Origin of the sequence: Streptomyces sp. NPDC060194 (genome assembly GCF_042728285.1) — a bacterium.
Taxonomy (GTDB): Bacteria; Actinomycetota; Actinomycetes; order Streptomycetales; family Streptomycetaceae; genus Streptomyces.
Window position 1 is genome coordinate 1 of record NZ_JBHWZH010000261.1, and the last position, 3,638, is coordinate 3,638.

A 3,638-nucleotide genomic window follows, 5' to 3' on the forward strand; every position below is an offset into this window, starting at 1 on the left:
GACCGGCGACCACCGCCAACCGCCCGCATCCTGTCACGAATTGACGGCGTACCATGTGAAGCGTGAGGACCACCCCTGCGAAGCGGGCGTTCAAGTACCGCTTCCGTCCGACCGATGCGCAGGCGGCGGAGCTGTCGCGCACGTTCGGCTGTGTGCGGAAGGTCTACAACCTCGCCCTCTCGGCACGCACGGAAGCATGGGCGCGGCAGGAGCGGGTGAACTACAACCAGTCATCGGCGATGTTGACGGCCTGGAAGAAGACCGAGGAACTCACCTACCTGAACGAGGTGTCCTCGGTCCCCCTCCAGCAGGCGCTGCGGCACCTGCAGGCGGCGTTCGCCGCCTTCTACGCCAAGCGGGCAAGGTACCCGCGCTTCAAGAGCAGGAAGAGGTCGCGGAGGTCGGCGGAGTACACCACCAGCGCCTTCCGGTTCCGCGACGGCCACCTGACCCTGGCGAAGATGACGGAGCCGCTCGACATCGTCTGGTCCCGCCCCCTCCCGGCGGGGGCGAGCCCGTCGACGGTGACGGTGTGCCAGGACGCGGCGGGGCGCTGGTTCGCATCCCTGCTCGTCGAGGACCCGACCGTGAAGCCGCTGCCCGCAACCGGTGCGGCGGTCGGTGTCGATGTCGGGCTCGACCACCTGCTGACCCTCTCCACCGGCGAAACGGTCGCCAACCCGAGGCACGAGCGGCGCGACCGCGCCCGCCTCGCGAAGGCCCAGCGGCGGCTCGCCCGCAAGGCCCCGGGGGACGGGGCCAATCGGATCAAAGCCCGCCGTGCGGTCGCCCAGGTGCACGCCAGGATCGCCGACCGCAGGCGCGACCACTTGCACAAGCTCACCACTCGGCTCGTTCGTGAGAACCAAACGATCGTGATCGAGGACCTCACCGTCCGCAACATGGTGAAAAGCCGGAGCCTGGCGCGCGCCATCAGCGACGCGGCGTGGGCGGAGTTCCGGAGCATGCTGGAGTACAAGGCCCGGTGGTACGGCCGCGAAGTCATCGCGGTCGACCGCTGGTTCCCCTCCTCCAAGCTCTGCTCGACCTGCGGCGCACTGCAGGCGAGGATGCCGCTGCACGTCCGCACCTGGATGTGCGCCTGCGGGGCGACCCACGACCGGGACGTCAACGCGGCGAAGAACCTTCTGGCCGTCGGGCTGACGGCATCGGTCTGTGGAGCTGGTGTGAGACCTCAACGGAGAACTCCGGGCGGGCAGCCGGCGGTGAAGCAGAAAACCCAACGGCGCGAGCCGTAGGAACCCCTCCTTCAGGAGGGGGAGGTCAAACGGAGAGTGTGGCCCGCCGGTAGCTCGATCCGTCACGCGTCCGGGCCAGGAGCCCGTCGATCACGCAGTACCGGCGCAGGGCCGCCACGTCCTCGTGGACCGTGCGGAACGCGGTGTTCACCTCCGCCTCGGACAGGTCGCGCCCCGGTTCGAGGAGCGCCTCCACGAGGTACTCCAGCAGCTCGCGCCGCACGGCCGGCCGCACCGGCACGCTCACCAGCCGTCCGTGCCGGAAGAACCCCGTCAGCCGCGCCGGCGGCTCGGACAGCGGCCCGTGGTCGCCCGCGCGCCGCTCCGCGGCCTCCCGCAGCGCCTCCTGGAACACCTCCGCGCGTCCGACGAGCAGTCCATCGGCCCCTCGCTTGACCAGCCCGGCCGCCATCAGCCGCCCCAGGTGCTTGCGGACGGCCCGCGGGTCGAGCCCGTCGGGGTCCGCCCCGTCGGCGACGACGACGGCCGCGTAGAGGGCGAGCCGCTCGGGGTCGGCGAGGGCGGAGAGGATGCGCTCCATGGGATGACGGCCTTCCGGCAGACGACGGGACGCGCCAGTCTCACCCGCCGGAAGCCGTCACCGCACGCGATTAACCCCCGTCGCTCAACGCCCGCGCAGCGTCCGGTACTTCGCGACCAGCGCGGTCGTCGACGCGTCGAGCCCGGGGACGTCCGCGCCCTCGGTGAGCGCGGGCTCGACCTTCTTCGCGAGCACCTTGCCCAGCTCGACGCCCCACTGGTCGAAGGAGTCGATGTTCCAGACCGCGCCCTGGACGAACACCTTGTGCTCGTAGAGGGCGATGAGCTGGCCGAGGACGGACGGGGTCAGCGTCTCGGCGAGGATCGTCGTGGTGGGGTGGTTGCCCCGGAAGGTCTTGTGCGGGACGAGCTCCTCGGGCACGCCCTCGCCGCGCACCTCCTCCGGCGTCTTGCCGAAGGCGAGCGCCTGGGTCTGGGCGAAGAAGTTCGCCATCAGCAGGTCGTGCTGGGCGACGAGGCCGGGCAGCAGGTCGCTCACGGGGCGGGCGAAGCCGATGAAGTCGGCGGGGATCAGCTTGGTGCCCTGGTGGATCAACTGGTAGTACGCGTGCTGCCCGTTGGTGCCGGGGGTGCCCCAGACGACGGGGCCGGTCTCCCAGTCGACGGGCTCGCCGTCCCGGTCGACGGACTTGCCGTTGGACTCCATGTCGAGCTGCTGGAGGTAGGCGGCGAACTTCGACAGGTAGTGGCTGTAGGTCAGGACGGCGTGCGACTGCGCCCCGTGGAAGTTGCCGTACCAGATGCCGAGGAGGCCGAGGAGCAGCGGCGCGTTCTCCTCCGGCGGGGCGGTGCGGAAGTGCTCGTCGACGAGGTGGAAGCCGGCCAGCATCTCGCGGAACGCGTCCGGGCCGATCGCGATCATCAGCGAGAGGCCGATGGCGGAGTCGAAGGAGTAGCGGCCGCCGACCCAGTCCCAGAACTCGAACATGTTCGCGGTGTCGATGCCGAAGTCCGCGACCTTCTCGGCGTTGGTCGACAGCGCCACGAAGTGCTTCGCGACGGCCTCCTGACCGGCCCTCAGCTCGGTGAGCAGCCAGTCACGGGCGGAGGTGGCGTTGGTGATCGTCTCGATGGTGGTGAAGGTCTTCGAGGCGACGATGAACAGCGTCTCGGCGGCGTCGAGGTCGCGGACGGCCTCGTGCAGGTCGGCGCCGTCGACGTTGGAGACGAAGCGGACGTCGAGGCCGCGGTCGGTGAAGGCGCGCAGCGCCTCGTAGGCCATGGCGGGGCCGAGGTCGGAGCCGCCGATGCCGATGTTGACGACCGTGCGGATGCGCTTGCCCGTGTGGCCGGTCCACGCGCCGGAGCGGATCTGGTCGGCGAAGCCGGCCATCTTGTCGAGGACGGTGTGCACGGCCGGGACGACGTTCTCGCCGTCGACCTCCACGACCGCCTCGCGGGGGGCGCGCAGGGCGGTGTGCAGGACCGCGCGGTCCTCGGTGGTGTTGATCCGCTCGCCGCGGAACATCGCGTCGCGCAGCTCGGCTACGCCGGCGGAGGCGGCCAGCTCGCGGAGCAGGCGCAGGGTCTCGTCGGTGACCAGGTGCTTGGAGTAGTCGAGATACAGGTCGCCGACCTGGAGGGTCCGGGCGGTGCCCCGGTCCGGCTCCGCGGCGAAGAGCTCCCGCAGGTGCGTGCCCTCCAGCTGCTCCCGGTGCTTGGCCAGCGCGGTCCACTCGGGCGTCTGGTTGAGCCTGCTCCGGCTTTCAGCGTTCATCTCGGACATCCGTCCATTCTTCTCGAACCTGCGTACTTGACCCCGCTGTACCCCCAACCTAGTTGATCAGCCGCACAAGGAGACGGCCGGACGCTTTCCGG

At 70.3% G+C, this 3,638-nt stretch carries 3 protein-coding genes; 1 reads left to right on the top strand and 2 read right to left on the bottom strand.

Annotated elements, in window-relative coordinates; translation table 11 throughout:
* Positions 1 to 62: 62 nt before the first annotated feature.
* Positions 63 to 1,259 carry an RNA-guided endonuclease InsQ/TnpB family protein gene (locus tag ACFWEG_RS28580; protein ID WP_387220898.1) on the top strand — a complete coding sequence of 399 codons (1,197 nt, stop codon included), beginning with the start codon at positions 63 to 65 and terminating at the stop codon, positions 1,257 to 1,259.
* A gap of 25 nt (positions 1,260 to 1,284) precedes the next feature.
* On the opposite strand, the gene ACFWEG_RS28585 is transcribed toward ACFWEG_RS28580, so the two are convergent.
* Both ACFWEG_RS28585 and pgi read right to left on the bottom strand, forming a co-directional pair.
* Entirely contained in the window at positions 1,285 to 1,800 is a 516-nt protein-coding gene (locus ACFWEG_RS28585; RefSeq protein ID WP_387220901.1) for a DUF2087 domain-containing protein, read from the bottom strand.
* Between the two features lie 84 nt (positions 1,801 to 1,884).
* On the bottom strand, positions 1,885 to 3,537 hold the full coding sequence (gene pgi / locus ACFWEG_RS28590) for a glucose-6-phosphate isomerase (protein ID WP_387220903.1): 1,653 nt from the start codon (positions 3,535 to 3,537) through the stop codon (positions 1,885 to 1,887).
* Positions 3,538 to 3,638: the final 101 nt, after the last annotated feature.

Excerpts from the sequence above, each read along its gene's own strand:
- ACFWEG_RS28585 (WP_387220901.1), bottom strand. The coding sequence starts at position 1,800 with ATGGAGCGCATCCTCTCCGCCCTCGCCGACCCCGAGCGGCTCGCCCTC.
- pgi (WP_387220903.1), bottom strand. The coding sequence starts at position 3,537 with ATGAACGCTGAAAGCCGGAGCAGGCTCAACCAGACGCCCGAGTGGACC.